This window comes from Promicromonospora xylanilytica (assembly GCF_054782895.1).
The window spans coordinates 47,593-69,991 of record NZ_BAAGRP010000020.1 but is presented as its reverse complement, the minus strand read 5'-3'; the positions used below and the strand labels follow the sequence as shown (position 1 = coordinate 69,991).

Here is a 22,399-nt window from a genome sequence, read left to right as displayed (position 1 = left end):
CATGACCACTCTCGACATCAGTGCTCCCGGTCCCGTCTCGGCGGCCGGCGACGCCGTCCTCGCGTTCGAGGGCCTCGACGTGACGTTCAAGACCGAGTTCGGCGACGTGCACGCCGTCAAGGGCATCGACCTGGAGGTGCGACCGGGCGAGGTCGTGGCCCTCGTGGGCGAGTCCGGCTCGGGCAAGTCCGTCACCTCCATGACGGCGCTGGGACTGCTGCCGCGCAACGCGCGCGTCAGCGGCACCGTCCGCGTGGGCGACAAGGTGGTGGGCGGCCTCGACGGCCGCGGCCTGCGCACCATGCGCGGCAACGACGTGGCCATGGTGTTCCAGGAGCCCATGACCGCTCTCAACCCGGTGCTGACCATCGGCGACCAGCTCACGGAGGGCCTGCAGCTGCACGGCCTCGCCTACGGCAAGCAGGCCATGTCGCGGGCCGCCGAGCTGCTCGAGATGGTCGGCATCCCCGAGCCGGTGCGCCGGCTCAAGCAGTACCCGCACGAGCTGTCCGGCGGTCAGCGCCAGCGCGTGGTCATCGCCATGGCCATCGCCTGCGACCCCAAGGTGATCATCGCCGACGAGCCGACCACGGCCCTCGACGTGACCGTGCAGGCCGACATCCTCGACCTGCTCCGCTCGCTCAAGGACAAGCTCGACACGGGCATCCTGCTGATCACCCACAACATGGGCGTCGTGGCCGACATGGCCGACCGCGTCGCCGTCATGCTCAAGGGCGACATCGTCGAGACCGGCACGGCCGACCAGGTGCTGAACCACCCGCGGCACGACTACACGAAGCGCCTGCTGGCCGCCGTGCCCCACCTGGGGGCCGGCCCCGGCCAGTTCGGTGACGTCGCGCCGGTGCGAGCCACGGCGGGTGAGCTGCCCGCGCTCGAGCTGCGCAACCTCGTCATCGAGTACCACCGGATCGGCAAGCCGACCTTCCGGGCCGTCGACGACGTGTCGGTGTCGGTGGCCAAGGGCGAGATCGTCGGTCTCGTGGGTGAGTCGGGCTCCGGCAAGTCGACCATCGCGAAGTGCGCCCTGGGCCTCATCCCGGCAGCCTCGGGCTCCGTGTCGATCCTCGGGAGCGACCTCACGAGGATGCGCGGCAAGGAGCTCAAGGCCATCCGCCGCCGCATCGGCGTGGTGTTCCAGGACCCGGCGTCGTCCCTGAACCCACGCCTGCCGATCGGTGACGTGATCGCGGAGCCGCTGGTGGTGCACAAGGAGGGCGACGAGAAGTCGCGGCGCGCACGCGTGCTGGAGCTGCTCGACGCCGTCGAGCTGCCCCGCAGCGTCTACAACCGCTACCCGCACGAGCTCTCCGGCGGCCAGCGCCAGCGCGTCAGCATCGCCCGCGCGCTCACGCTCGACCCGGAGTTGCTGGTCGCCGACGAGCCGACGTCCGCCCTGGACGTGTCCGTGCAGGCCAACGTGCTCAAGATGTTCACGGCGCTGCAGGAGCGGTACAAGTTCGCCTGCCTCTTCGTGAGCCACGACCTCGCCGTGATCGATCTGCTCGCCCACCGCGTGGTGGTGCTGCAGAACGGCGAGATCGTGGAGCAGGGCCCGCGCGAGCAGGTGCTGCACAGCCCTCGTGAGGAGTACACGCAGCGCCTCCTCGCGGCGGCGCCCGTGCCGGAGCCGCTGGAGCAGCGCCGCCGGCGCGAGGCGCGGCACGCCCTGCTGGCGCAGCTCGGCGACGAGGTGGCGGAGCTCCACGTCGACGAGAGCAAGTAGCGCCGCGGAGACCCGGTTACTCGGCGGCGTCCGCAGTGATGCGGACCTCGCCGGGGCCGAGCCGGGTCTCCGCCCGGACCCAGGCGGCCTGGTCCCGCAGCCACACCTGGTCGGCCACCTGCACCTCGACGGCCTGCGTGGCCCGGGCGGTCGCGACCGCCCACTGGCCGGCGGCCCAGGCGCCGCGCTCCGGGTCGTCCGGCGTGAGCGGCGTCGCGTCGACCGTCACCGTCGACGAGGCGGGGTCCGTGCGGTCCGGGTCCGCCGCACCGGTCGCGGGGGCGAGGCCCAGATCGCGGCCCAGCCTGCCCGCCACCACGTCGCGGGCAGCGTCGGGCGCGAGCTGGTCGGCGTCGGCGACCGGGGCCAGCTCGCAGGACAACGTCCCGGGGGAGTTCCCGGTGAGGGCGGAGGCCCAGGCACGCGAGCGCATCTCGTGTCGCGCGTACGCGTCCGGATAGGCCGACCGCTGGACGGTCTGTGCCGCGTCCGTCACCGCCATGTCCTCGTACCCCTCGACCTTGACCAGCACGTCGTAGAACGCGTTGGTCGAGTACACGGGGTCGAGGATCTGGTCGACGGTGCCCCAGCCCTGCGAGGGGCGCTGCTGGAACAGGCCCACGGAGTCGCGGTCGCCGTAGTCGATGTTGATGAGCTTCGACTCCTGCAGCGCGGTGGCCAGCCCGATCGTCGCGGCCCGCGCCGGCAGGCCGCGAGCCACGGAGGTGCCCGCGACGAGCGCCGCGTTGTCCGCCTGGTCGGGCGACAGGTACCAGTCGGAGCCCTCGAGCGCGGCGGTGCACCGCTCCGTGACCGGCCCGGCGCCCGTGAGGCGGTTCAGCCCCACGACGACGCCGACGGTCGCGACGGCGCACACCGACCCGATGATCACCACGTACTTGAGCGCGCGTCTCACGGGACGACGCCGAGGGGAGTCGTCGACGGGTGGCAGGCCCGCCTCGGCCACGAGTGCCATGGTCTGTTCCTGTCGGCCCGGTCAGTTGGCGTGCAGGGCCTCATTGAGCTCGATCCCGACTCCGGTGCGGTCGAGCACCTCGACGGCACCGTTCGTGGAGTTCCGGCGGAAGAGCAGGTTGCTGCGCCCCGCGAGGTCGCGCGCCTTGACCGTGGCGGTGCCGTCGCCCGTGGGGTCGACGGCGGCGCCCAGCACCGTGACCTTGGTGCCGGCCGTGACGTACAGGCCGGCCTCGACCACGCAGTCGTCACCGAGGGGGATGCCGAGGCCCGCGTTGGCGCCCAGCAGGCACCGCTCGCCGAGCGACACCACTTCCTTGCCACCGCCGGACAGGGTGCCCATGATCGAGGCGCCACCGCCGACGTCCGACCCGTCGCCCACGGTGACCCCGGCCGAGATGCGGCCCTCGACCATCGACGAGCCGAGGGTGCCGGCGTTGTAGTTGACGAAGCCCTCGTGCATCACGGTGGTGCCAGGGGCGAGGTGCGCGCCGAGGCGGACCCGGTCGGCGTCGGCGATCCGGACGCCCGACGGGACCAGGTAGTCGACCATGCGCGGGAACTTGTCGACGCCGAAGACCGTGACATGGCCGCGCGAGCGCAGGCGCAGGCGGGTCTCCTCGAAGCCCTCGACGGCGCACGGGCCGGCGCTGGTCCAGACGACGTTCGTCAGCACGCCGAAGATCCCGTCCAGGTTGAGGCCGTGCGGGCGCACCACCCGGGCGGAGAGCAGGTGGAGCCTCAGGTACGCGTCGGTGACGTCCTGGGGCGGGTCGGCGAGATCGATCTGCGTGGTCACGACCTCGAGCCGGACACGCCGCGTCTCGTCCGCGCCGGCCAGCGCGGCGAGAGCCTCGGGCGGTGTGGCGCCGGCAGGCGCCTCGCCGAGGGCGGGCGCCGGGTACCAGGCGTCGAGGGTGGTGCCGTCGTCGGCGATCGTGGCAAGGCCGAAACCCCATGCGGTCGTCATGGCTCCAGCCTAACGGCCGATCGGAACCCATAAGGTTGCCCTGTGGATACCGTGATCGACCCTGCCCTGCTCGACCCGTCAGCCGCGGGGTCCGACCTCGTCGCGCTCACCCGGGTCCTCTGCGACATCCCGTCGGTGAGCGGTGCGGAGACGGCGCTCGCCGACGCGATCGAGGCTCTCCTGCTCGGCTGCCCGCACCTCGAGGTGCTGCGGGACGGCGACGCCCTCGTGGCACGGACCCACCTGGGCAGGGACCGGCGTGTGGTCGTGGCCGGGCACATCGACACCGTGCCCGTCGCGGACAATCTGCCCACCCGTCTGGTCGGCGCGGGGGACGACGCCGTGCTGTGGGGCCGTGGCACCGTCGACATGCTCGGCGGGGTGGCCGTGGCGCTGGCGCTGGCCGCCGAGCTCGGCGCACCGGGCAGCGAGCCGGCGCACGACCTCACGTGGATCTTCTACGACCACGAGGAGGTGGACTCCGCCCTGAACGGGCTCGGCCGGCTCGCGCGCAACCACCCGGACCTCCTGCGGGGTGACTTCGCCATCCTCGGCGAGCCGTCGAACGCGGGGATCGAGGGCGGTTGCAACGGCACGATGCGCGTCGAGCTGCGCACCCGCGGCGTCGCCGCCCACTCGGCGCGGGCCTGGACGGGCGAGAACGCCATCCACGCGGTCGCCCCGGCCCTGGCCGCTCTCGCCGGGTACGAGCCGCGCGAGGTCGAGGTCGACGGCCTGGTCTATCGCGAGGGCCTCAACGCCGTGCGGGTCGAGGGCGGCATCGCGGGCAACGTCATCCCCGACGCGTGCACCGTCGAGGTGAACTACCGGTTCGCGCCGTCGCGTTCCGTGGCGGAGGCCGAGGCGCACCTGCGCGAGGTCTTCGAGGGGTTCGACCTGGTCGTGACCGACGCGGCGGGCGGTGCCCGGCCGGGCCTCGACGACCCGCTGGCCGCCCAGTTCGTGAAGTCGGTGCTCGCCACCACGGGCGGTGCGCCGGCGCCGAAGTACGGGTGGACCGACGTCGCCCGGTTCTCCGAGCTGGGGGTGCCGGCGGTGAACTTCGGCCCGGGCGACCCGCTGCTCGCGCACAAGGACGACGAGCGCGTTCCGGTGGCGCAGCTCGCGCAGTGCCGTGACGCGCTGCGAGCCTGGCTGCTCGGCGGCTAGTTTGGTCGCATGAGCGACGACGGCATACCCCAGTCCGGCCGCGGATACCGCCGCGGCCCGGTGCTGCTCCGCGGGAACCAGATCCCGCAGACCACGACGGACCAGCGACTCCTTGCCCCCGACCAGGAGACCGACTGGCTGCACAGCGACCCCTGGCGGGTGATGCGCATCCAGAGCGAGTTCGTCGAGGGTTTCGGTGCGCTCGCGGAGCTCGGGCCGGCGGTGTCGGTGTTCGGCTCGGCGCGCACCAAACCGGGGCACGAGGACTACCTGGCGGGAGAGACCGTGGGCAGGCTCCTGGTGGAGGCGGGCTATTCCGTCATCACGGGTGGCGGGCCCGGCGTCATGGAGGCGGCGAACAAGGGTGCGGCCGAGGCGGGCGGCACCTCGGTGGGCCTCGGGATCGAGCTGCCCTTCGAGCAGGGCGTCAACGAGTACGTGAATCTCGGCATCAACTTCCGGTACTTCTTCGCGCGAAAGACGATGTTCCTGAAGTACGCACAGGGATTCATCGTGATGCCCGGGGGATTCGGCACCTTCGACGAGCTCTTCGAGGCCGTGACTCTCGTCCAGACGCACAAGGTGACCCAGTTCCCGCTCGTCCTGGTGGGCAAGGAGTACTGGGGCGGGCTCCTGGAGTGGATCCGGTCCACGGCGCTGACGCACGGCACGATCAGCGAGGCCGACCTCGACATCATGTACCTCACCGACGACCCCGCGGAGGCGGTGCACCACGTCGTCGAGCGGGTGCACCAGATCGAGGCGGAGCAGGCAGCCCTGCAGGCGGCGGTCGCCGCGAAGCGGGCCACCGAGGAAGCCGCGCTCGAAGGGCCAGGGCTGCCGAGCACCCTGGGTGGCGCGTAGGTGGACGGTCCTGATGCCACCGGCCTGACGGTTCCGCTGCCCTCGGCACCGTTGGTGCTGCGCGGGCGTGAGGTGGGCCGCGAGGGCCGCGCGGTGCGCCCCGTGGTGATGGCGGTCCTGAACCGCACCACCGACTCGTTCTACGCGCCCGCCCGGGTGCCGGACGACGCCGCGGCGCTGACCGCCGCGGCGCGAGCGTTCGAGGAGGGCGCCGAGATCCTCGACGTCGGTGGCGTCAGGGCAGGCAACGGGTCGCCGGTGGACGAGGCCGAGGAGATCCGCCGGGTCGTCCCGTTCGTGGCGGCCGTCCGCCACGCGGTGCCCGACCTGCTGGTCTCGGTCGACACCTGGCGTGCGGGCGTGGCCCGTGCGGCGATCGACGCGGGCGCCGACCTGATCAACGACACCTGGGCCGGGCACGACCCGGCGCTGGTGGAGGTGGCGGGCGCCGCCGGGGTGGGCGTCGTCTGCTCCCACACGGGCGGGGCGACCCCGCGGACGGACCCGTACCGCGTGGAGTACCCGGACCTGCTGGCCGACGTCGTGGCCACCCTGCGCGCCGCGGCCGAGCGGGCGGTGGAGTGCGGCGTGCCGCGCGCGTCCGTGCTCGTGGACCCGACGCACGACTTCGGCAAGAACACCTGGCACTCACTGCACCTCCTGCGCCGCACGGGCACGCTGGCGGACCTCGGATTTCCGCTGCTCATGGCGCTTTCCCGCAAAGATTTCGTGGGTGAGACGCTGGACCTCCCGCCGGAGGAACGCCTGGAGGGGACGCTGGGCGCGACGGCGGTCGCGGCGTGGCTCGGCGCCCGGGTCTTCCGCGCCCACGACGTGGCCGCGACACGACGCGTTCTCGACCTCGTGGCGGCCGTCCGCGACGAGGCGCCCCCCGCCGTCGCACTGCGCGGTCTCGCCTGATCCGAGCAAGGGCGACGAAAAGGCGCGTGGAAAGTAAGGGGCGCCAATTGAACTAGAATGTGTGTGTGCCCTCGGCGTTCGCCGAGAACATGAATGCTGCTACACACCGGACAACGGAATGGGAGAGCCACACATGGCTGCGATGAAGCCGCGAACGGGTGACGGACCGCTCGAGGTCACCAAGGAGGGGCGCGGCATCGTCATGCGTGTGCCGCTCGAGGGCGGCGGTCGGCTCGTCGTCGAGCTCAACGCGACCGAGGCAAGCGAGCTGGGCGACGCTCTCCAGACCGTCGTCGGCTGAGCCAGGGGCGCAGCGTGGGGCGCGGGCCGATGGACAGGGCACGCGCCTGAGGGTCACCGCAGGCTCAGCCGATACCCGTCGGCCGGGCCCTCCCGGCCGTCCGTCGCGCGAACCGGCCACCCGGCGGTCAGCGGCGGACGGCCAGCAGCAAGCCGTCTCCGCTCGGCAGCATGGCGGGCAGGACCCGCTCGTCGTTCCGCAGCGTCCGGCCTACCTCGCGGACCACGGTGGTGAGCTCGTCGCGCCGCGCCGGGTCCGCCACCCGGTCCCGCAGCAGGGCGCCGTCGACGGCGAGCACTCCCCCCGGCCGGAGGAGACGCAGGGCCTCGTTGACGTACTCGGGATAGCCGAGGGGATCGCTCGCCACCAGCACCAGGTCGTAGGCGCCGTCCGCCAGGCGGGGCAGCACGTCCACCGGCCGGCCGGGAATGATCCGCGTGCGCTGGGGTGCCACGCGGTCCTCGGCGAACGCCGTGCGCGCCGCCCGCTGGTGCTCGACCTCCCGGTCGATGGTGGTGAGCTGGCCGTCCAGCGGCATGCCGCGCAGCAGCCAGAGGGCCGCTACGCCCGCGCCGGTGCCGACCTCCACCACGGAGCGCGCGTTCGCGGCGGCGGCCAGCACCCGCAGCACCGCGCCGACACCGGGCAGGACCGCCGGGCAGCCCAGCTCGGAGGCCCGCTCGCGGGCACGCAGCAGCACCTCGTCCTCGGGGACGAAGGCCTCGCTGTAGACCCAGGCCGCGACCCTGCCGTGGCCCGACGGCTCCGCTGTGCTGATGGTTCCTCCGGAGGGAGCGGACAGATGTGTACATCACGTGCGGCGTCAGGGTACAGCCCGTGGGAACGACTGGGCTTCGATGCGCGTTGAGAGGACGATGACTTCTGTGAGCACTCGTGCAGCAGCAGACGCAAGCGTGCCGGTACCCCAGGGTCCCGGTGCGGCCGACCTGCCGTGGCAGCCGCCGACCTGGGAAGAGATCGTGCGCGAACACTCGGCGCGCGTCTATCGGCTTGCCTACCGGCTGACCGGTAACAAGCAGGATGCCGAGGACCTCACGCAGGAGACCTTCATCCGGGTGTTCCGCTCGTTGTCCAGCTACACCCCTGGCACGTTCGAGGGCTGGCTGCACCGCATCACCACCAACCTGTTCCTGGACGGCGCCCGCCGCAAGAAGCGCATCCGCATGGAGGCGATGGGGGACGACGACGGCCACGTCGCCGACACCGGGGACTTCGGCCGGCCGGAGCGCGGGTACGAGCACGCCAACCTGGACCAGGACGTGCAGCGGGCGCTCGACGCCCTGCGCCCCGAGTACCGCGCCGCCGTCGTGCTGTGCGACATCGAGGGCCTGAGCTACGAGGAGATCGCCGTGACCCTTGGCGTCAAGCTCGGAACCGTGCGTTCCCGCATCCACCGGGCCCGCGCCCAGCTCCGCGACGCATTGGAGCACCTGGCGCCCACGCGCGGGGGCGCGCGATGAGCCACCTCGGGGACCTGGTCAGCGCGCTGGCCGACGGCCAGCTCTCGCCCGCCGAGACCGAGCGGGCTCTCTCCCACGTCACGATGTGCCGCCTGTGCGCCCGTGAGCTGGACTCCGCCCGTGCGGCCCGGCGCGCCCTCTCGTCGGCCGCCGACGTGGAGCCCGACCCGGCGCTCACCGCGCGGCTGATGGCGCTCCAGGCGAGCATCCCGCCCACCTCCGACGACCCGCTGCGCCGCCCGTTCCTCGGGCCGGACCCGCTGTCCGTGCCGGTGTGGCAGACCTCGTCGTTCGACGGCGGCGACGGGTTCGACGGCCGGCTCGACCGCCCCGCGCGCCGGCGTCGCGCCGCGCGGTTCACCGCGCTCGGCGTCGGTGGTGCGGGCGTGCTGGGACTCGCACTCTTCACGCTCGGCGACGTCCCGGTGGTGTCACCCCAGCTCTCCGCCCAGACCAGCATGACCATGCTGGGGCGTACGGGCCCGGACACGACGGCCGCCGGCCAGGATGTGCTCGCCACGCTCGACGTCGCACCCGAGCAGGTCACGCCCGCTGCGCTCGACTGGGCCGCGGACAACGGCTGGGCCGCCCCGTCCGACCTGCCGGCCGGGTACACCGTCTCGGCGATGCGCCTGGTGGGCGAGCAGGGCCAGATCCTGGAGATCGACCTGGTGGGCCCGTCCGGCCACGCGGTGGTGCGCGAACGTCCCGGGCAGCTCGCCCAGAACGGTTCCGCGGCCCTCGGCGGTGTGCAGGTGCTCGCCACCGAGCCGGCCCACGTGGCGTGGCAGTCGGACGACATGGTGGTCGACGTCGTCGCGGACGCGCCGGAGGAGGTATTGAGCGACCTCGTGGCGTCGTTCGGTGAGCATGGCTACGATGCCGGGGTCCTGCCCCGCATCGCCCGCGGGTGGCACACCGTGACAGGAGCCATCGAAAGCCCATGACCGACGAGAACCCGTTCGCGCCGCCCACGCCGCGTGCAGCAGTGCCGTCCGCGAACGAGCCGAGGACGTCGGCCGCGGCCCCACGGCCCGAACCCCTGCCCGAGCCCGTGGCGGAGCAGCGCACCGAGCAGCTCCCGACGCCGGGGTACCTGACGACGCTGCGCGCCCCGTCCCCGGTGGGGTCGGCGGGGGCGCACACGCCGGAGCACCACGCGGGGCAGCACGCACCCGACGCGCACTCGACCGAGCAGCACGCCACGCGGCCGGCCACCCGGTCCCGGCGCGGCGGGTTCGGCGCGCGCGCCGTGTCCGCCGTCGTGCTGCTGGGGCTGGTCGCCGGTGCCGGCGGCGGCGTCGCCGCCTACGGGCTGCTGGACGCCCAGGACTCGGTGCGCCCGGCGGACGCCGCACTGCCGCGGCCGGCCGACGGCGCCGAGCAGGTACAGCGTCCCGAGGGCTCGGTGGCCGCCATCGCCGCCGCCGCGCTGCCGAGCGTGGTCTCGATCGAGGTGCGGGCCCGGCAGGGCGTCGCGACGGGGTCGGGCATGATCCTCAAGGCCGACGGCTACATCCTGACGAACAACCACGTGGTCGCCGAGGCGGAGGCGGGGGCGGACGTCACCGTGACCTTCTCCGACGGGCACGAGCAGCCCGCCGAGCTCGTGGGCGCCACACCCGACTACGACCTCGCGGTGATCCGGGTCAAGGAGGAGGGCCTGGAGCCGCTCGTCCTCGGCGACTCGGACGAGGTGGTCGTCGGCGACGCGGTGCTCGCCGTCGGCTCGCCGCTCGGCCTGGAGGCGACCGTCACCACCGGGATCGTCAGCGCACTGCACCGCCCGGTCAAGGCGGGGGAGGCGGCCGAGGCCGCGTTCATCGACGCCATCCAGACGGACGCCGCCATCAACCCCGGGAACTCGGGCGGGCCGCTCGTGAACTCCGCCGGCGAGGTGATCGGCATCAACTCGGCCATCGCCCAGGGGCCCGGCACCGCGGCGGCCACCGGCAACATCGGGCTCGGCTTCGCCATCCCGTCCAACCAGGCGCGGCACACCGCCGAGCAGCTCATCGAGACGGGGACCGCGACGTTCCCGGTCATCGGGGTGCTGCTCGACCCCAGCTACCAGGGCGAGGGCGTGCAGGTCTCCCAGGAGGCGCAGCAGGGCACGCCGGCCGTCACGCCGGACGGCCCCGCCGACCAGGCGGGCCTCGAACCGGGCGACGTGATCCTCTCGATCGACGGCCGTCCCGTCTCGGTGGCCGACGAGCTGATCGTCGCCATCCGCGCCAAGGCGCCCGGCGACCCCGTGACGCTCACGGTGCGGTCCGGCGGCGACGAGCGCGACGTCCGCGTGGTCCTCGAAGAACGCTCGAGCGGCCAGTGAGCCCGGTTCATCCGGCGTTCGCCGGGCGGTCCCGAGACACGAGTAGGCTCTGAGCGTGTTCGGCATCAATGGCTGGGAGCTCGTGATCATTCTGGTGGTCGCGATGCTCGTCATCGGCCCGGAACGGTTACCGGTCTACGCGGAGCAGCTCGGCTCCCTCGTACGGCGGGGCCGCGACCTCCTCCAGAACGCGAAGGCGCGCGTGGACGACGAGCTCGGGCCCGAGTTCAACGACGTGGACTGGTCCAAGCTGGACCCGCGCCAGTACGACCCGCGCAAGATCGTCCGGGACGCCCTGCTCGACGACAGCCCGCCCTCGTCGTCCTCGGGGCGGACCGGCGAACGGGCCGCGGAGCGCAACGGCACGCCGCCGGCACCGGCCGGGGCGTCCGCGGAACCAGGGAAGGCGCCGTACGACGACGAAGCGACCTGACGATTCGGTGAGCGCGCAGGGACCTGCCAGAATGTTCGCCATGTCGTCCGAAACCTCGACCGCGGTGGTCGCTGATACAGCCGCCCACCGCCCCACCCGGAAGCGCATCTTTTCCGGGATGCAGCCCACCGATGGCTCCCTCCACCTGGGCAACTACATCGGTGCGCTGTCGCAGTGGATCGCGCTGCAGGACTCCTACGACGCGCTCTACTGCGTCGTCGACCTGCACGCGCTCACGGTGAGCCCCGACCCGGCGGTGCTTCGCGAGCGCACCCGTCGTACCGCGGCGCAGTACCTGGCCGGCGGGATCGACCCCGAGCGGTCCATCCTGTTCGTGCAGTCCCACGTGGCGGCGCACGCGGAGCTGGCGTGGCTGCTGAGCTGCCAGACGGGGTTCGGCGAGGCCGGTCGCATGACGCAGTTCAAGGACAAGTCGGCGAAGCAGGGCAGCGAGGGCACGACCGTCGGCCTGTTCACGTACCCGGTGCTGATGGCGGCCGACATCATGCTGTACGACGCCGCCCTCGTCCCCGTCGGCGAGGACCAGCGCCAGCACCTGGAGCTCACCCGTGACCTCGCGGCGCGGCTGAACGGTCGCTTCGGGGAAGGCACGGCCGTGGTGCCGGACGCGCACATCGTCAAGGCCGTCGCGAAGATCCAGGACCTGCAGGACCCGAAGGCCAAGATGAGCAAGTCCAGCGCGGGCGGCAAGGGCGTCGTCTGGCTGCTGGAGGACCCGAAGAAGGCGGTCAAGGCCATCAAGTCGGCGGTGACCGACGCCGACGAGAGCTACGGCGTGCGCTTCGACCCGGTCGAGAAGCCGGGCATCTCGAACCTGCTGACGATCTTCTCGGCCGTGTCCGGCCGCGACGTCGACGAGATCGCCAAGGAGTACGACGGCCGCGGCTACGGCTACCTCAAGGTGGACCTGGCCGACGCCGTCGTCGCCTTCCTCGAGCCGTTCCAGGCCCGGGCCAACAGCTACCTCGCCGACCCGGCCGAGCTGGACCGCGTGCTCGCGGACGGGGCCGACCGCGCGCGTGCGATCGCGACCCCGGTGCTCGACCGGATGTACGAACGGTTCGGGCTGCTGCCCGCACGAGGCGTCCGGTGAATCTCCCCGAGCGGGGACCCGGCCAGGTCCGCATCGGGATCGCCATCGAGATCCCGGAGCCCTACGCCGCTGAGCTCAGCGCGGCGCGGGTGGCCGCCGACGACCCGCTCGCGGACTTCATCCCCCCGCACATCACGCTGCTGGGTCCGACCCTGCTCGACGCGGGGCAGCTCGCCGAGGCGCGGGAGCACCTGGCGGCCGTGGCCGCCTCCGCACCACCGTTCACCGTGCAGCTGCGCGGTACGGCCACGTTCCGGCCGGTCTCGCCGGTGGTGTTCGTGGCGCTGGCGCAGGGCATCTCGGAGTGCGAGCAGCTCGAGTCGAGCGTGCGCACCGGGGTGCTCGGCGGTGAGCTGCGATTCAACTACCACCCGCACGTCACCATCGCGCACGAGGTGCCCGACGTCGCCCTCGACAAGGCGTTCGACGCGATGTCGGACTACTCCGCGGAGTTCGACGTCGACCGCTTCTACCAGTACGAGCACGGCGACGACGGCATCTGGCGCCCCCAGGCGGCGTTCTACCTCGGACGATGAAGCAGTCCAGGTCCCTGCCGCGTGGCAGGGACCTGGACCGGTCCGGCAGCGCGCACCGGCAGGCCGGTGATGCGGGGCAGGGTCAGCCGAACGTCCCGGTCGTGACGTCGAGCAGGTGGCGGTCACCGTGCGCGTCGACCAGGTCGACCACACCGCCGCGCGCTGCGACCACCCGCAGCGCGCCGCTGCCCGGCAGGTCGAGCAGCTCCTGCTCCGCCGCCATCAGACCGGTGCCGGTCCGAGCGACCAGCACTCGCCCGATGCTGCCGTTCTCGCCCGAGCGGCCGGCCCAGACCATCAGCGTGCGGCCGTCCACGTGGCCGACCCACCGGTTGCTGCCGAGCAGGTCGGCGCCCCGGACCGGTGCCTCGGTGTCCTCGAGGATGCCGGCAGGCAGGACCGCCGAGCGCGTGCCGGCGGACGCCGTCGCCGACGTCTTCGCGGCGACCACGTCCTCCTGCCAGTAGATGCTGGTCGGCGCACCGGGGTCGGTCGCGGTGCGGCTGTCGCCGTCGACCTGCTCGTTCAGCTGCAGCCACGAGGCGGCCGGGGTGTTGTCGGTCCCTGTGCAGCCGCGCTGCTCGCAGGCGCCGCGCTGCGACATGACACCGGGGAACGTCAGCTTGGCGCCCCTGGCGTAGGCGTAGAGGGAGAGGTACTTCCACTGCTTGGCCTGCGAGCCGGACGTGGTGTAGATCTCGGGCAGCGGCCTGGCGGCCCCGCTGGTCGAGAGATACCAGATGGTGTCGGCGGTCAGCCCGGGGTTGCAGCTGCCTGCTGAGGGCACGGACGTCGTCGGGCATCCGTCCGCGCTCCCGAAGTTGACCAGCGGGCGCCGGCCCGAGACCCCGTTGTAGCCGTTCAGCCACGTGCGCGACTGGGCGTTCAGGCCGGACGTCGAGCCCCAGGCCTCGAAGTCGTTCGCGCCCCACGCGGTGGCCTGCGGGTAGCTCGCCAGGTCGGCCGCCGCGTTCTTCGCCGCCGTGGCCAGCGCGGCGCCCGCAGCCGCGGTCAGCGCGCTGCCAGGGGTGTTGTTTGTGCCGAGGCCGATGCGCAGGCGAGACGCGGTGTCGGCACCGGTGCAGGCGTCGTATCCCTTGCCCATCGCGACGACCATCTGCCGTGCGGCGCTGAACCTCCGGTCGGTGCCACCGAAGTAGGACAGCAGGTGCACGCCGCTGGAGCTGAGCGTCGTCTTGCCGAAGGCGAGGACCACGACGGTGGTCTGCGTGCCGGACCTGTTCGCGTCCCGCGTCCCCATCGTGCAGCCGGTGTCGTACGCCCAGCCGGTGTCCTGGACCGAGATGTAGTAGCTCGCGTGCGACGGCGGCGCCGTGAGGAACGGGCCGAACCGGTGCGAGGCGTTGTTGTTCTTCAGGGTGGCGTTCAGGTTCGCCTTGCCGCCCGCCGCGACCTGCTGGTAGGTGCCGCCGTACCCCGAGTTGTAGTAGACCCGTACCGCCTTGCCCGAGCGGTTCCAGACCGAGGCCGCGTCGTTCTTGATGCACGACCCCTGGCCGGCGCCTGGTCCCTTGAAGTCGTAGCACGACGGCTGTTCGGTGCCGTAGTCGCTCACCGACACGTCGAAGTCCGACACGGACCCGGCCTGGTCGCTGTTGTAGTAGTAGCAGAACTCCCCGCTGTCGCAGACGCCGTCGCGGGTCCCGGCGGCCTGCGCGGCCGTGCCCGGCGCGACGAGCCCGACGGCCACCATGACCACGGTGGCCGCGATCGCGGCGAGGCGCCTCATCCTTCGTGCCATGTTCTCTCCCGGTGCTGGGTACGGATCGTTCGGGACGTGCCGGGGACACGCCCGTGCGGGCGTGTCCCCGGTGATGAGAAGCCCGGCGTCGTGCGGCGCGGGCGTGGCGTCAGGTCAGTGGTTGACCTGGAACCAGGGCTGCGCCCAGCCCAGGTACGTGTACCCCCACTCGTTCTCGACCTCCGCGATCGTGGCGTTGGAGATCCGGTTGTAGCCGTCGATGTCGTTGGAGACGAACGTGCCGCCGCCCACCGAGATCATGACGTGGCCGTACTCGCCGCCCCGGAAGAACGCCAGCCCGCCGGCGGGGACGCTCCGGTCACCGGCGTTCCGGTGCGAGGAGGGAATCTGGCCCCAGTGCACGATGGCGCTCGTCGAACCGCTGTTGGCGTGGCCGTAGGCGTTCGCGACGAACCTGTCGCACAGGCCACCCCAGCCGGTGGCGCCGACCTTGCTCTTGGCCCAGGTCACCGCGCCGGCGCAGCTCCGCGGGTTGCCGAAGGAGTTCTTGCAGGTCTCCGTGCGCAGCGGGGCGACGTCGTGGGAGGCGTTGTTGTTCTTGATGGCGGCGGACAGGTTGCGCTTGGCGCCGGCGGCGACGGCGTCCCAGGCTCCGCCGAAGCTGGAGTTGTAGTGGACGCGGACCTTGACGCCGGTGCGGTTCCACACGGAGGCGACGTTGTTCTTGATGCACTGGTTGTAGCCGGCCCTGCCTGCGGTGCGGAAGACGTAGCAGGTGGCGGGGTCGGTGCCGTAGTTGGCGACGTCGGACTTGCCGTGGTCGGAGATGGACCCGGCGTTGTCGCTGTTGTAGTAGAAGCAGATCTCGCCTGCGTCGCAGACGCCGTCGCGGGTGGCTGCTTGTGCCGGTGCGGCGGTCAGGGTGCCTACCAGGAGGCTGCCCAGCATCGTCAGGACCACGACGAAAGCCGCGGCCATACGGTTCCTCACCTGTTCCATGTCGCTCCCTTGCTCGTTCCAGACGGATCACGGGGGTGCGGGCACGAGTGTGCGCTCCACTTCTTGTTTCGATCTATCTCCGACCTATGCCAGGGAACGGACCCGTGCGATCACGGCACGGGAGGGGTGAGCAGCGCGGCGTCGAGGTCGCTCAGGAGGGACCGGCACCGGTCCTCCTCGTCCCACAGGCCGGCCAGGTGGAAGAGCCTGGCGGCCTCGGTCAGCGCGAACCTGGCTCCCGCCGGGTCGGCCAGGTCGGTGAGCACCGGCCCGGTCCGCAGCAGGGTCATGGCGGTGCAGCGCTCGTCGCCGAGCTCGCGGAAGAGCGCGAGAGACCGCTCCAGGTAAGCGGCGGCCGGGCTCGACCGTCCGGACTCGTGCTCGAGCGCGCCGATGTCCCGCAGGGTGACCGCCTCCCTGTGCACGTCGCCGCACGCCCTGGCGAGCCGCAGCGCCTCGTCGTACCAGGGCCGCGCCTGCGCCGGCCTGCCCTGGGCCGCCAGCACCCGGCCGATCGAGCCGCGGAGCAGCGACTCCTTGGGAGCGTCGCCGGTCTCGACCACCACGGCGAGCGCCGTGCGCACGCTGTCCTCCGCCTGCGCGAGCCGTCCGCGGAGGCGGTGGATCGTCCCGAGGCTCGCCAGGGCCAGCGCGGCTCCCGTGGTCTGGCCGGCCGACTCGTGAGCGGCGATCGCGTCCTGGAAGTGTTCGGCGGCCGCTTCGAGGTCGCCCGTGTAGACGAGCACCTGGCCCAGCCCACGCAGCAGCTCCCCGCGGTCCGCTGCGTCCAGGCCGGGGCAGGCCAGCATGATCTCGTGGCCGGTGCGCCAGTCGTCGTAGAGTGCCTGCTCGTCGTAGAAGCAGGCGAGGGCGCTGACGAGGCGTCGGCCCGGTCCGGCCAGCTCCCAGTCCCGCGCGAGCCGCACGGCCGCCAGCAGCGCCTGGCGTTCCGCGGCGAGCCAGGCAGGCGCGTCCCCGTCGAGCCGCTGCGCGAGCAGTGGTACCGGCGCGGGGTCGCCGTGCGCGGGAGCGTCGAGCGGGTCGGTGTCGAGCGGGTCGGTGTCGAGCGGGTCGAACAGGCTCGGCGGGCGGCCGGTGCGCTGGTGCCGCACGAGCTGTTCCCAGGTGCGCACCACGCGCCGGACGGCCGCCCGGCACACCTCCGGCCCGCGGTCGAGTGCTCGTTGGCGCGCGTGCGCCCGCACGAGGTCGTGCATCCGGTAGCGCGCCTGGCCCACGCCGTCCTGCCGGGCCGGGTGCAGCAGGCCGGCGTCGACCAGGAGGTCCAGCAGGTGCTCGTGGTCGGGCCGGTCCAGGAGCGCGCCCAGCACCCAGCCGGGCACGTCGTGCGGGCCGAGGAGGCCGAAGAGGTCGAACGCGAGCGTCGTGCCGGGGTCCAGGGAGGTGAGCGAGAGGTCGAGGCTGGCGCGCAGGTCGAGATCGCCCAGCCGCATCTCCGCCAGGCGCCGTGACTCGTCGGAGAGCCGGAGGCGGAGCTGGCGCAGCGGCCAGGACGGCCGCCCGAGGAGCCGGCCGCCGATGATCCGGATCGACAGCGGGAGGTAGCCGCACAGCCGCACGATGGAGCGCGCCTCGGCCGGCTCAAGGTCGACCCGGTCCCGGCCGACGATCTGGGCGAGGAGCTGCCCGGCGTCGTCGGGCTGCAGCGTGTCGATGTGCAGGTGGCGGGCGCCGGGCAGGTCGGTGAGCGCGGACCGGCTCGTGACGATGACCGTCGACGCGCCGTTCGGCGGGAGCAGGGGGAGCACCTGGGCGGCGCCGGCCGCGTCGTCGAGCACCAGGAGGGTGCGCCGCTCGGCGAGCAGGGAGCGCAGCAGGGCCGAGCGTGCGCCGACCGAGCCGGGCAGCGGGTGCCCGAACCTCCCGAGCGAGTGCAGCATCGTCGCGAGGAGCTCGTCGGGCTCGCGGGGGCTCGGGGACGTTCCGGCGAGGTCGAGGTAGAACTGCGCGTCGGGGTACCGGTCGCGGATCGAGCGGGCCAGGTGCACGGCGAGCGTCGACTTGCCGGTGCCTGGTGCGCCGCTCACCACCACGACCAGGGGCGCCTCCGCGGAGCCGTGCTCGTCCACGAAGGACTCGAGGGTCGCCACCTCGTGGGTGCGTCCGGCGAAGTCCGCCACGCCCGGCGGGAGCTGGCGGACCGGCGCCGGCGCCGGTGTGGGCTCGGTGTCCGGCCGGCCGGGCGGAACGGGGGGATGCGCCACCGCACCTGCCGACGACGTCGCGGGCGGCAGCCTCCGGTCCAGGATCTGCTGGTACACGGCCTGGGTGGTTCGGCTCGGGTCGGTCCCCAGCTCGTCGGTCAGGGTCTGGCGCAGCCGGCCGTACTCCTGGAGTGCCTCGGCCTCGCGCCCGGAGCGGTAGAGGGCGACGAGCAGGTGGCGCCACAGGTCCTCCCGGAACGGGTTCCGGTCGACCTGCTCGTGCAGCTCGCCGATGACGTCGGCGTGCTCGCCGCACTCGATGCGCGCCTCCAGGCGGTGCTGCACCGCGGTCGCCCGCAGGTTCTCCAGGCGCAGGGCCAGCGCCGTCGCGGCGCTGCCCGGCGGCACGCCGTCGAACGGCGCCCCGCGCCACAGAGCCAGGGCCTCGCCCAGCGCTGCCGAGGCCTCGTGCGGCATGCCGGTCCGGAACAGCTCGAGCCCTGCCTCGATGCCGGACGCGAACCGGTCGGCGTCCACGCCGAGGTGCCCGACGGACAGCAGGTAGCCCTTGTCCGACCGCCGCAGCGCGGCGCCGTCGTCACCGTCGCAACCGTCGCGCAGGAGCTGCCGGAGCTTGTGCACGCTGCCGTAGACCTGGGTGGGTGCGGACTTCGGCGCCCGGCCGCCCCAGACGTCGTCGATGATCTCGTCGACGGTCGCCGGGCGCGGCGCTCGGGCGACGAGGCTGCCGAGCACGGCGCCTCCCCGGCCGGTCACCGGACGCCAGGTCCGGCCGTCGCTGATCTCCACAGGTCCCAGGATTCTGACGCGCATGGCAGAGCTCCATTCGTCCCCCACGAGGGCCGCCGACGTCGTCGCTGGCCTGACCAGCGTCGATAGATGCTAACGTGCGGGCGATTTGCCGCGCTCGGTGGCATTTGGCCCTGTCCGCATCCGTCACCGGGTGTTTACGCCGGGGTCGGCGTCCGGCCGCGCGCGGTTCGTCCCCGACGACGGTGCTCACCCAGCGCCGAGCGCGTCCATGCCGCATAGGCTCTGGGCGATGAGACGGATGATCGAGCTCGGGCAAGCGGCCTGGGCCCGCTGGGAGGCGACGCGCGCCGGCCGCGCGCTGGCCCGGTACGACCTCGCGAACGGGTCCGTGCTCTGCGGCGGAATGGCGTACGCCGCGCTGTTCTCCCTCTTCGCCGCCCTCACGATCGGCTACACGCTGTTCGTGCGAGTTCTCGGCGGGAGTGCCGAACTGCGGGACGCCGTGCTCACCCAGGTGGACACCTGGATCCCTGGGCTCGTGGACACCGGAGACGGGGGCGTGCTATCGCCGGCCGACCTGGTGCTCTCGACCGGCCTGAGCTGGACGTCCGTCGTCGCCGTCGCGGTGCTGCTCTGGTCCGCCACGAACTTCATGGGGGCGCTGCGCACGTCGGTGCGCGCGATGTTCGGGGTGACCGAGAACGGCGCCAACCCGGTGACCGATCGCCTGCGGCAGCTCCTGGGCTTCGTGCTGCTCGGCGTCGGCGTGCTGGTCACCGCGGCCGCGAGCGTCGCGGTCTCGGTGGCGGTGCCCTGGACGCTGGAGAGCCTGGGCGTGGAGGGCGCGGCGGTCTCGTTCGGTGTGCGGGCAGGGGGCGCCGTGGTCACCCTCGCGCTCGATGCGGCGGTCGTCGCCGCCGTCGTGCGTTTTGTCGGCGGGATGCACGTGCCCCTGCGGGACCTGCTGACCGGATCCCTCGCCGTCGGCGTGGTGGCCGGGGTCCTGCGCTACCTCGGCACGGAGGTCGTCGCGACCGCCGCGGCCCGTAACGCCCTGCTCGCGTCCTTCGCGGTGGTGGTCACCATCCTGGTCCTGGTCAACCTCCTGGCCAGGGTGCTCCTGCTGGCCACGGCCTGGATGTCCGACCCGCCGAGGTAGTCGTCTGGCGAGGTAGTCACCCAGCGAGGTAGTCACCCAGCGCGAACTGGGTGACTACCTCGCCAGACGACTACCTCGGCAGGACCAGGTCAGAACGCGCGGGTGATCATCGCGCGCTTGACCTCCTGGATGGCCTTCGTGACCTCGATGCCCCGCGGGCAGGCCTCGGTGCAGTTGAAGGTCGTGCGGCACCGCCACACGCCCTCCTTGTCGTTGAGGATCTCCAGGCGCTGCGACCCGCCCTCGTCACGGCTGTCGAAGATGAAGCGGTGCGCGTTCACGATCGCGGCCGGGCCGAAGTACTGGCCGTCCGTCCAGAACACCGGGCACGACGAGGTGCACGCGGCGCACAGGATGCACTTGGTGGTGTCGTCGAACCGGGCGCGGTCCTCGGGGGACTGGTAGCGCTCCTTGGAGGGCTCGTTGCCGGACGTGATGAGGAACGGCATGATCTCGCGGTAGGAGGCGAAGAACGGCTCCATGTCCACGACGAGGTCCTTGATCACGGGCAGGCCCTTGATGGGCTCGACCGTGATCGGCTTGTCGGGGTTGACGTCCTTGAGCAGCGTCTTGCAGGCCAGGCGGTTGCGGCCGTTGATCCGCACCGCGTCCGAACCGCAGACCCCGTGCGCACAGGACCGGCGGAACGTGAGCGAACCGTCCATGTCCCACTTGATCTTGTGCAGCGCGTCGAGCACCCGGTCGGTGCCGTGGGCCTCGACCGTGAAGTCCTCCCAGGTGGCCTCCTCGGCCACCTCGGGGTTGAATCGCCGGACCCGCAGCGTGACCGTGAACGAGGGGATCTCGCCCGCGGGGGACGGTGCGGCGGCTTCGAGAGTGGCAGTCATCAGTACTTACGCTCCATCGGCTCGTACCGGGTCTGGATAACGGGCTTGGAGCCCAGGACGACCTTGTAGCCGTCGAACTCCTCGACGTGGTCGAAGTAGCCCTCGATGTGGCCCTCGGCCTGGTCCGAGGCCTCTGGCGGGCGACGGTAGGCCATCGTGTGCAGCATGTAGTGGGCGTCGTCGCGGTCCGGGTAGTCCTCCCGGTAGTGACCGCCGCGGGACTCCTTGCGGTTGATGGCCGCGACCACGGTGACCTCCGCGATGTCGAGCAGGAAGCCCAGCTCGATGGCCTCGAGGAGGTCCGTGTTGAAGAGCTTGCCCTTGTCCTGCACCGAGGCGTTGCGGTACCGCTTCTGCAGCGCGCGGATGTCCGCGAGGGCCTCGTTCAGCGACTCGCCCGTGCGGAACACCTGGGCGTTGAGGTCCATGGTGTCCTGGAGCGCCTTGCGGATGTCGGCCACACGCTCGCCGTCGGGGCGGTTGCGCATCTCGTCGAGCTGCGCGACCACGCGGACCGTCGGGTCCTCCGGCAGCTCGTGGAACTCCGCCGTCTTGGCATACTCGGCGGCCGCCCGGCCGGAGCGCTTGCCGAACACGTTGATGTCGAGCAGCGAGTTGGTGCCGAGCCGGTTGGACCCGTGCACGGACACGCAGGCGACCTCGCCGGCGGCGTAGAGGCCCTTGACCACGTTGACCCCGTCGCGGAGCACCTCGCCCTTGACGTTGGTCGGCACACCGCCCATGGCGTAGTGCGCCGTCGGGTACACGGGTACGGGCTCGGTGTACGGCTCGATGCCGAGGTAGGTGCGCGCGAACTCGGTGATGTCCGGGAGCTTGGCGTCGATGTGCGCGGGCTCCAGGTGCGTCAGGTCGAGCAGCACGTAGTCCTTGTTCGGACCGGCGCCGCGGCCCTCGCGCACCTCGTTCGCCATCGACCGGGCCACGATGTCACGTGGTGCGAGGTCCTTGATGGTGGGGGCGTAGCGCTCCATGAAGCGCTCACCCTCGGAGTTGCGCAGGATGCCGCCCTCGCCACGGGCCGCCTCCGACAGGAGGATGCCCAGGCCGGCGAGGCCCGTCGGGTGGAACTGGAAGAACTCCATGTCCTCCAGCGGCAGGCCGCGGCGGTACGCCAGGGCCATGCCGTCACCCGTGAGGGTGTGCGCGTTCGAGGTGGTCTTGAAGATCTTCCCGGCGCCGCCGGTGGCGAAGATGATCGACTTGGCCTGGAACACGTGGAGCTCGCCGGTGGCCAGGTCGTAGGCCACTACACCGGTCGCGTTGACCTCCTCGCCGGCCGCGATCTCCTCGGTCGTGAGGTCGTGGTCCGTGATGAGGTCCAGGACGTAGAACTCGTTGAAGAACTCCACCTCCTGCTTGACGCAGTTCTGGTACAGCGTCTGGAGGATCATGTGGCCGGTGCGGTCGGCGGCGTAGCACGCGCGGCGCACGGCGGACTGGCCGTGGTCGCGGGTGTGCCCACCGAAGCGGCGCTGGTCGATCTTGCCCTCGGGGGTGCGGTTGAACGGGAGGCCCATCCGCTCCAGGTCGAGGACCGACTCGATCGCCTCCTTGGCGAGGATCTCGGCCGCGTCCTGGTCGACGAGGTAGTCACCGCCCTTGACGGTGTCGAACGTGTGCCACTCCCAGTTGTCGTCCTCGACGTTCGCGAGGGCTGCCGCCATACCGCCCTGGGCGGCACCGGTGTGGGAGCGGGTGGGGTACAGCTTGGAGATCACCGCGGTGCGGGCCTCCTTCGACGACTCGAGGGCCGCGCGCATACCTGCGCCGCCCGCGCCGACGATGACGACGTCGTACTGATGGGTCTGCATCGGGCTCGATGCCTCCTGCTGAAGAGTTTCGGAGTGTGGGGCTGGGGACGTGCGTGGT

General features: G+C 72.2%; 20 protein-coding genes. 12 read left to right on the top strand and 8 right to left on the bottom strand.

Annotated features, from left to right (window positions below):
- The first annotated feature begins 1 nt into the window (after position 1).
- Entirely contained in the window at positions 2-1,744 is a 1,743-nt protein-coding gene (locus tag ACYVK7_RS16845; RefSeq protein ID WP_460888875.1) for an ABC transporter ATP-binding protein, read from the top strand.
- Positions 1,745-1,760: 16 nt separating this feature from the next.
- Here the strand turns inward: ACYVK7_RS16845 and ACYVK7_RS16840 are convergent, their stop codons facing one another.
- Together ACYVK7_RS16840 and dapD are read right to left on the bottom strand one after the other, a co-directional pair.
- A complete protein-coding gene (locus ACYVK7_RS16840) occupies positions 1,761-2,720 on the bottom strand; it encodes a hypothetical protein (protein ID WP_460888874.1) in 960 nt (319 codons plus the stop codon).
- A 21-nt stretch (positions 2,721-2,741) separates the two neighbouring features.
- Positions 2,742-3,689, bottom strand: a complete 948-nt coding sequence (gene dapD / locus ACYVK7_RS16835; RefSeq protein WP_460888873.1) for a 2,3,4,5-tetrahydropyridine-2,6-dicarboxylate N-succinyltransferase — start codon at positions 3,687-3,689, stop codon at positions 2,742-2,744.
- A 42-nt stretch (positions 3,690-3,731) separates the two neighbouring features.
- On the opposite strand from dapD, the gene dapE reads away from it, so the two are divergent.
- From dapE to ACYVK7_RS16815, 4 genes are all read left to right on the top strand, one after another.
- Positions 3,732-4,859: a succinyl-diaminopimelate desuccinylase gene (gene dapE / locus ACYVK7_RS16830; protein WP_460888872.1), complete on the top strand. Its 1,128-nt coding sequence runs from the start codon at positions 3,732-3,734 to the stop codon at positions 4,857-4,859.
- 9 nt (positions 4,860-4,868) lie between these two features.
- Positions 4,869-5,723, top strand: coding sequence for an LOG family protein (locus ACYVK7_RS16825; protein WP_460888871.1), 855 nt, complete (start codon positions 4,869-4,871; stop codon positions 5,721-5,723).
- Positions 5,724-6,644, top strand: coding sequence for a dihydropteroate synthase (folP, locus tag ACYVK7_RS16820; protein ID WP_460888870.1), 921 nt, complete (start codon positions 5,724-5,726; stop codon positions 6,642-6,644).
- 133 nt (positions 6,645-6,777) lie between these two features.
- On the top strand, positions 6,778-6,945 hold the full coding sequence (locus tag ACYVK7_RS16815; protein ID WP_084467633.1) for a DUF3117 domain-containing protein: 168 nt from the start codon (positions 6,778-6,780) through the stop codon (positions 6,943-6,945).
- 127 nt (positions 6,946-7,072) lie between these two features.
- On the opposite strand, the gene ACYVK7_RS16810 is transcribed toward ACYVK7_RS16815, so the two are convergent.
- Positions 7,073-7,645: an O-methyltransferase gene (locus ACYVK7_RS16810; RefSeq protein ID WP_460888869.1), complete on the bottom strand. Its 573-nt coding sequence runs from the start codon at positions 7,643-7,645 to the stop codon at positions 7,073-7,075.
- Positions 7,646-7,820: 175 nt separating this feature from the next.
- On the opposite strand from ACYVK7_RS16810, the gene sigE reads away from it, so the two are divergent.
- The 6 genes from sigE to ACYVK7_RS16780 are packed head-to-tail and all read left to right on the top strand — an operon-like array spanning position 7,821 to position 12,841.
- The gene (gene sigE / locus ACYVK7_RS16805; RefSeq protein ID WP_460888868.1) at positions 7,821-8,426 is read left to right on the top strand and encodes an RNA polymerase sigma factor SigE; all 606 of its coding nucleotides are present in this window, start codon (positions 7,821-7,823) and stop codon (positions 8,424-8,426) included.
- Positions 8,423-9,373 carry a zf-HC2 domain-containing protein gene (locus ACYVK7_RS16800; RefSeq protein WP_460888867.1) on the top strand — a complete coding sequence of 317 codons (951 nt, stop codon included), beginning with the start codon at positions 8,423-8,425 and terminating at the stop codon, positions 9,371-9,373. The genes sigE and ACYVK7_RS16800 overlap by 4 nt, the downstream gene beginning before the upstream one ends.
- Positions 9,370-10,758 (top strand): S1C family serine protease, encoded by a 1,389-nt coding sequence (locus tag ACYVK7_RS16795; RefSeq protein WP_460888866.1) that lies wholly within the window; start codon positions 9,370-9,372, stop codon positions 10,756-10,758. Before ACYVK7_RS16800 ends, ACYVK7_RS16795 begins: the two co-directional genes overlap by 4 nt.
- Before the next feature lie 55 nt (positions 10,759-10,813).
- Positions 10,814-11,191, top strand: coding sequence for a twin-arginine translocase TatA/TatE family subunit (locus ACYVK7_RS16790; RefSeq protein ID WP_460888865.1), 378 nt, complete (start codon positions 10,814-10,816; stop codon positions 11,189-11,191).
- 40 nt (positions 11,192-11,231) lie between these two features.
- On the top strand, positions 11,232-12,305 hold the full coding sequence (gene trpS / locus ACYVK7_RS16785; RefSeq protein WP_460888864.1) for a tryptophan--tRNA ligase: 1,074 nt from the start codon (positions 11,232-11,234) through the stop codon (positions 12,303-12,305).
- Positions 12,302-12,841, top strand: coding sequence for a 2'-5' RNA ligase family protein (locus ACYVK7_RS16780; RefSeq protein ID WP_460888863.1), 540 nt, complete (start codon positions 12,302-12,304; stop codon positions 12,839-12,841). Before trpS ends, ACYVK7_RS16780 begins: the two co-directional genes overlap by 4 nt.
- Positions 12,842-12,923: 82 nt before the next feature.
- Here the strand turns inward: ACYVK7_RS16780 and ACYVK7_RS16775 are convergent, their stop codons facing one another.
- The 3 genes from ACYVK7_RS16775 to ACYVK7_RS16765 all read right to left on the bottom strand — a co-directional run bounded on the left by ACYVK7_RS16775 (position 12,924) and on the right by ACYVK7_RS16765 (position 18,562).
- Positions 12,924-14,603, bottom strand: a complete 1,680-nt coding sequence (locus ACYVK7_RS16775) for a peptidase inhibitor family I36 protein (RefSeq protein WP_460888862.1) — start codon at positions 14,601-14,603, stop codon at positions 12,924-12,926.
- A 114-nt stretch (positions 14,604-14,717) separates the two neighbouring features.
- Positions 14,718-15,542 carry a peptidase inhibitor family I36 protein gene (locus ACYVK7_RS16770; RefSeq protein WP_460888861.1) on the bottom strand — a complete coding sequence of 275 codons (825 nt, stop codon included), beginning with the start codon at positions 15,540-15,542 and terminating at the stop codon, positions 14,718-14,720.
- A gap of 131 nt (positions 15,543-15,673) precedes the next feature.
- The gene (locus tag ACYVK7_RS16765; protein WP_460888860.1) at positions 15,674-18,562 is read right to left on the bottom strand and encodes an AfsR/SARP family transcriptional regulator; all 2,889 of its coding nucleotides are present in this window, start codon (positions 18,560-18,562) and stop codon (positions 15,674-15,676) included.
- A 229-nt stretch (positions 18,563-18,791) separates the two neighbouring features.
- On the opposite strand from ACYVK7_RS16765, the gene ACYVK7_RS16760 reads away from it, so the two are divergent.
- Positions 18,792-19,661 (top strand): YihY/virulence factor BrkB family protein, encoded by an 870-nt coding sequence (locus ACYVK7_RS16760; protein WP_460888859.1) that lies wholly within the window; start codon positions 18,792-18,794, stop codon positions 19,659-19,661.
- An 89-nt stretch (positions 19,662-19,750) separates the two neighbouring features.
- Here ACYVK7_RS16760 and ACYVK7_RS16755 read toward each other — a convergent pair whose 3' ends face one another.
- Both ACYVK7_RS16755 and sdhA read right to left on the bottom strand, forming a co-directional pair.
- A complete protein-coding gene (locus ACYVK7_RS16755) occupies positions 19,751-20,509 on the bottom strand; it encodes a succinate dehydrogenase iron-sulfur subunit (protein ID WP_460888858.1) in 759 nt (252 codons plus the stop codon).
- Positions 20,509-22,341 (bottom strand): succinate dehydrogenase flavoprotein subunit, encoded by a 1,833-nt coding sequence (gene sdhA, locus ACYVK7_RS16750; protein ID WP_460888857.1) that lies wholly within the window; start codon positions 22,339-22,341, stop codon positions 20,509-20,511. The genes ACYVK7_RS16755 and sdhA overlap by 1 nt, the downstream gene beginning before the upstream one ends.
- Positions 22,342-22,399 lie beyond the last annotated feature (58 nt).